The sequence below is a fragment of the Skermanella sp. genome, assembly GCF_059503625.1.
Genome location: NZ_JCACHA010000998.1, coordinates 1 through 5649, shown reverse-complemented (window position 1 = coordinate 5649; position 5649 = coordinate 1). Strand labels below are relative to the sequence as shown.

The window sequence follows — 5649 nt, the reverse complement described above, 5'->3', positions numbered from 1 at the left end:
CTTCAACGCCGGCCAGAAGATGATCTTCTGGACGGTGGTGCTGGGCGGCATGGCGATGGCGCTGAGTGGCTATATGCTGATGTTCCCGTTCTACCTGACGGGCGTCGGCGGCATGCAGATCGCCCACATCGTCCACTCGCTGGGAACGGCCGTCATGGTGACGGTCATCTTCGGCCACATCTATATCGGCACCATCGGCATGGAAGGCGCCTTCGACGCCATGGGCAACGGCGAAGTGGACCTGAACTGGGCGCGCGAGCACCACGCCGGCTGGCTGAAGAGCGAAGGCATTTCGACCGACACGCGGGACGGGCCGAGCAAGGTGCCGACGGGTGCCGGTGCCGGCCGGATCGCCGGACAGGAAGCCGGGGCCGACTAAGGCTTCCGTCGGGGTTGGGGTTGTTGTTGGTGTTGAAGGTGGTGACAGACGCGCGGCGGAAATTTCCGCCGCGCGTCGTCGTTTGTCACTCAACGTCACTTCGCGTCACTGGCGGGGCAGGGATGTTGAGGTGCTGGTAGCGGGCTTATGACCATGGTCCTGTGCTCCAAATGTGGTGAAATGTAATCAAACGACATGAAACGTTGTGGTGCGGGAGGGCCGGGAATGCGAGGGATAGTGACATCGAGAACGGCGTTCGGGGTTGCGAAACGTCACTAAACGTCATCAAACGTCATGTTCCTTCGGCTTCGATGGGCAAAACGGTACTGGCCGGGCCGGGTGGGGGCTGGCTTTCTTCTGATTTGAATGTCAAAGATCCAGCGGGCGAGACCATTGCCGGGGCAGGGCACCGCCTTATGGTTCTTGTTTTAGCACAAGAATATTAAGAAAATTTTCCTTCATCTCTGTTGCTGCCGGCAGTGCCATCTGGCGCACTGAAGCGGCGGGTACCGTCTTGACGCGGCGCTGTCATACGTATAATCATACTGCGCAGCATAGGAGGTCGTTATGCCAATGGTCCCTTACAAAGGGTCGATCACCACGACCGGAACGTCGGAAGCCTTCCGCTTCGAGAAGGGATTGTTCCGGCAGAACCCCGAATTTCGACAAAAATCGACTGTCGAGGCGCATATCATCGGTCGTGGCACGCTGCTGGTGCATGTCGTGGATGACACGCCCGAACAAGAGCAGGAACAGCGCGGAGATCCCATGATCGGAGCGTTCCTTACATTCATCGAGCGTGATGCCATCGATCATCCTGACCACATCACGCCTTTGTCGTCTTCGCAAATCTCCCGCGGCGTCGAACTCACCCGCGACGTTGTCGTTTCGGACGACGACGAGATCCCCGACGACATAACGCTTTAACTGCGAATTCACTATCCAGGCCGGGACGGCGTGTGAACCGTCCCGGCCTTCTTGATTCCGCCGTTTCTCCAGAAGGCCCGCATTCATGCCGAACTCTCCTTTCGACACTCGTAACGGCTGGAAACTATTCACGCACCCCGCATTCAAAACTGTTTACGACGGCCTTGTCGCGGATGTCGGTCGCCTTGCTGCCGAGAACCCTACCGACTACACAGGCCATCCCAAGGCCAAAATTCTTGCTCGTATCAACACCTTGATTCTCGACGAAATCCCCGCTGATCCTAATCACAAGGACTATCGGCAGGGCACGAAACTTGGCGACCAGTACAAAAACTGGTTCAGGGCCAAGTTTCTGAAAAACCGCTTTCGGCTGTTTTTCCGTTTCGACAGCACGTCGAAGATCATCATCTATTGCTGGGTCAATGACGAGAACTCCTTGAGGAAGGAAGGGGCAAAGACCGATCCTTACATGGTGTTCAGCAAGATGCTCAAGTCGGGCAACCCTCCCGGCAAGTGGGACGATCTCGTCAGGCAGGTTGTTGGCTCCGATTAGAAAACACAGGCTCTCATCGCGTTCCAGGGTGATGAACCTGCATCGCCGGCAGCGGCCGTAGATACGGCTGGAAGCCGCGTAACATCAGCGCCTGACCGGTTTTGGCGGATACGGAAGCGCCGCGTAATACCAACTGCCGGCCATCCAAGGCACCAGCATTTGATCTTCAGGAAGCAGGAGTGGAGTTGGCAGATAAGGGTCGAGTTCACCTATTTCGAACCGGCACAGGTTGATCGCATGCCAGAACCCACCACCAACTTCCCCACCGTAGCGATAGCGACCATCTGAGGTGAAGGCGATTTAGCCTTCCGGCAGATGTCCGAGTGCCGCGAGGCAGTTGCCGGCTTCCACATCCCACGGCCGAGCAGTGCCGTCAATTGAGGCGGACGCCAGTAGGCTTCCTTCTGCGCTGAAGGTTATGTATGAGGCCAAGGATTCATGCTCCTTGGAAAAGGCTAATTCGCGCCCGTTGGCGACCGACCACAGCCGCACCGTCCTCGATTCCGATCGCTGCGACGGCGGGTACACCCTGCTTCCCAGGGAGAACTATCAGGGTCGTATCCGCCAGGATTTCTGCCGTCGCCTGAACCGTAACTCGTCTCCAGGCTTTATCGGCGCTGGGGACAGGTCGCGGTTCCGGGGGAAGCATGTCTGTGTTCGGAATGTGAACAGTCGTGGGCTGATTCCGCCGCCGCGCTTTTCGTGGAGGCTTCGTATTACCGTGGCACCAAAATCATTCGGTTGGAGGACTATCGGACCCGTCCGGCCGTGTCTCCCTTGATGGAGCGTGCGCTGAACTTCATCGAGCTGGTCGGCAAGTCCGGTTTCGTCACCGTGCCTCGCGATCCGACCGGCAGTATGCTGGTTGCGGGTATGGATGCCGCCGGCGTCGATGAGGATCAGGCTCGCGCCATCTATCGCGCGATGCTCGCCGCTTCCGACGACGAGGGGGTGGAGGCGTAGACGCGGGCTCCGGCCGCGCTTCTTTCACACCTGCGCATTTGAACGCGGCCGGAGGCCGCGTCTACGGCGAGCATTTCCGCCTTTATTTCAGGGCGGAAATGCACGGTTTATGCCTGTTGTCATATGACCGGCGAGGCGTTATCGTGACGCCTCTGCGTACCATTACGGGAATATCGTAGTATTCAATAAACCGCGACGTTCCGGCCGCTCCGCTTTGGCGCTGGCCGACGGATGGTTGTTGCCTGATTTCCCGCCAATAATCCCATTCATGGGGAGTGCCATAGTGTCAGGCTTTCGTAGCAATTCATTGAACGGATCAAGGGCGGGGCTGGCCGGGGCGGCTGCCGCGCTGGTGCTTCTGGCCGCCGCGTCCGGCGCATCGGCGCAGGACAAGCCGTCGAACCGCGTGTTCGGCAATCCGCCCGTGCTGGGGCAGCCTTCGGCGGCGACCGGCGCGGCGTCGCTGCTGCGGCTGCCGGCTCCGGGGCCTCGCGTCAGCAACGAGCGCTCGTACAACCTGGACATCAAGTATGTCGAGAGCAGGCTGTTCGACCCCAGCACCGGGCATGACCAAAAGGTCCGGCTGCGCGGCTATGTCGGCACCGATACCGATCCGAACCGGCCCTATATCGCCCCGACGATCGAAGTGGCGCCGGGCGACACCGTTCGGGTCACGCTGAACAACAAGCTGCCGGTCGATCCGACCTGCACCGACAGCAGCGTGCCGGCCGATACTCCCCATTGCTTCAACGGCACCAACCTGCATTCCCATGGCCTGTGGGTCAGTCCGACCGGCAACAGCGACAACGTGCTGCTGAAGCTGCTGCCCGGCAAGAGCTTCCAGTACGAATACAACATCCCGTCGGACCACCCGTCGGGGACGTTCTGGTATCACCCGCACCTGCACGGCTCGACGGCGCTCCAGGTCGCCAGCGGCATGGCCGGCGCGCTGGTCGTGCGCGGCAGCCGTCCGCCGACGCCCGTCGCCAACGGCGACCTGGACACGCTGCTGGTCGATGCCAAGGGCGCGTCGATCCCGGAAAAGCTGCTGGTGTTCCAGCAGATCCAGTATGCCTGCGAAGGGCCGGACCATAACGTCCAGATGCTGCCGAACGGCAATGTCGACTGGACCTGCCTGCCGGGCGATACCGGCGTCATCGAATCCTACGCCCAGTTCGGCCCCGGAACCTGGGCCGCGTCGGGCCGCTGGACCAGCATCAACGGCCAGATCCTGCCGCATTTCCAGGTGCCGAAGAGCGGTCTGGCGGAGCGCTGGCGTCTGGTCCATGCCGGCGTGCGCGAAACCATCACCGTTCAGTTCCGCAAGCTGAAGTCGAGCGTCGGGCCGATCGACGAGCTGCATCTGCAAGCGAAGGATTCCGACCAGTTCGTTCAGGACTCATGCGTCGGCGATCCGGTGCCGTATCAGATCGTCGCTTCGGACGGCCTGACCATGGCCAAGGCGCAGGAGGTCACGGCGACCACCTTGCAGCCGGGATACCGCAACGACCTGCTGGTGATCTTCCCCGAAGCCGGCGAATACTGCGTCAGCGAGGTCGCTACCCCCGCTTCCGGCAACGTCAGCGACGCCGCCAGCGGCCGCGAGATCCTGGGCTTCGTTTCCGTCGGGAACGGTACGACCCTGTCCGGCGCCGATGCCATCCGGAAGGCGCTGACCGAGCAGCTCGTCGCCACGGCGGAACGCGTCTATGCCGATCCCATCGTCAAGGGCAAGGTCGTCAAGGATCTGAAGGAGGGCTTGAAGCTGACCAGCTTCGTGCCGCGTCCGACGATCAAGGACGACGAAGTCGACGGCTATCAGGAATTGGTGTTCTTTATCGACACCTCGTCATCGGCGAATGCCACCTTCGAGGTCGGCAACAACTTCACGATGACCAAGAATGCCGCCGGAAACTACGTGCCGGCGAGTGCCGAACCCTATTCCGCCAGCCGGATCGACCGGGAACTGCCGCTGGGCGGCGTCCAGCAGTGGGAATTGCGGTCGTACTTCGCCAGCCATCCCTTCCACATCCACGTCAACCCGTTCCAGATCGTCAAGATCGTCGATCCGAACGGCAAGGACGTCAGCGTGTCCGGGGCGGTGGACAACGCGGACCCGACCGGCGTCGATCCGCAGTATCCCGGTCTTCAAGGCGTCTGGAAGGATACGCTCTGGGTCAAGAGCCTGATCACGTCGCCATCAGCCCTGACCGATCCGCCGACCGGCATCTACAAGATCGTCATCCGGACCCGGTACGAGCGCTATATCGGCCAGTTTGTCCTGCACTGCCACATCCTGGACCACGAGGACCAGGGCATGATGCAGAACGTCAACATCGGCATTCCGGACGGGCAGGGTGGCGTGACGCACGGTCACCACTGATGGGGAAACCGTGCCTGGACATGACCCATAGGCTCTAATTTAGGCTATCTCTTCCGACTTTCCGTCATGCCAAGACTTGATCTTGGTATCTCCTTTCAGGAGATGAGGGGATGACATCGAGACTTCAGGTTGAAGTCCTCACGTCAGCTTTCGCCGGGAGGTGCCAAGATCAAGTCTTGGCATGACGATATAGTGGGGGAGAATGTCAACGTGACGGCCAGGAACGTCTTACGTTGGCGCCCGTGGGGCAGGACATGAGCGGCTCGGAAGCGGGTCGCTTCATCGACGGAAGGCCCGCCACCCTGGAAGGGGTGGCGGGCCTTTTCTTGTTCGGGAGAGGATTGCCGGCCGTCAGCGCCGGGTGGTGAAGCCGACCGGGGAGACGGTGGTGCCCTTGCTGCTCTTCAAGGCCATGACGGCGCCGGCTCCCGGAGCCGCCGCGTT

At 60.8% G+C, this 5649-nt stretch carries 5 protein-coding genes; all 5 read left to right on the top strand.

Going from position 1 to position 5649, the window contains the following annotated elements; all coding sequences use genetic code 11:
• The coding region (locus AC5JJ6_RS36510; RefSeq protein ID WP_496046737.1) for a formate dehydrogenase subunit gamma at window positions 1-379 on the top strand (379 nt) is incomplete at its 5' end.
• A 567-nt stretch (window positions 380-946) separates the two neighbouring features.
• The gene (locus AC5JJ6_RS36505) at window positions 947-1306 is read left to right on the top strand and encodes a type II toxin-antitoxin system PrlF family antitoxin (protein ID WP_496046736.1); all 360 of its coding nucleotides are present in this window, start codon (window positions 947-949) and stop codon (window positions 1304-1306) included.
• Window positions 1307-1391: 85 nt separating this feature from the next.
• Complete coding sequence (locus AC5JJ6_RS36500) at window positions 1392-1859, top strand: type II toxin-antitoxin system YhaV family toxin (RefSeq protein WP_496046735.1); 468 nt, start codon at window positions 1392-1394, stop codon at window positions 1857-1859.
• A gap of 768 nt (window positions 1860-2627) precedes the next feature.
• On the top strand, window positions 2628-2822 hold the full coding sequence (locus AC5JJ6_RS36495; protein ID WP_496046734.1) for a hypothetical protein: 195 nt from the start codon (window positions 2628-2630) through the stop codon (window positions 2820-2822).
• Between the two features lie 307 nt (window positions 2823-3129).
• Window positions 3130-5205: a multicopper oxidase family protein gene (locus tag AC5JJ6_RS36490; protein ID WP_496046733.1), complete on the top strand. Its 2076-nt coding sequence runs from the start codon at window positions 3130-3132 to the stop codon at window positions 5203-5205.
• Window positions 5206-5649: the final 444 nt, after the last annotated feature.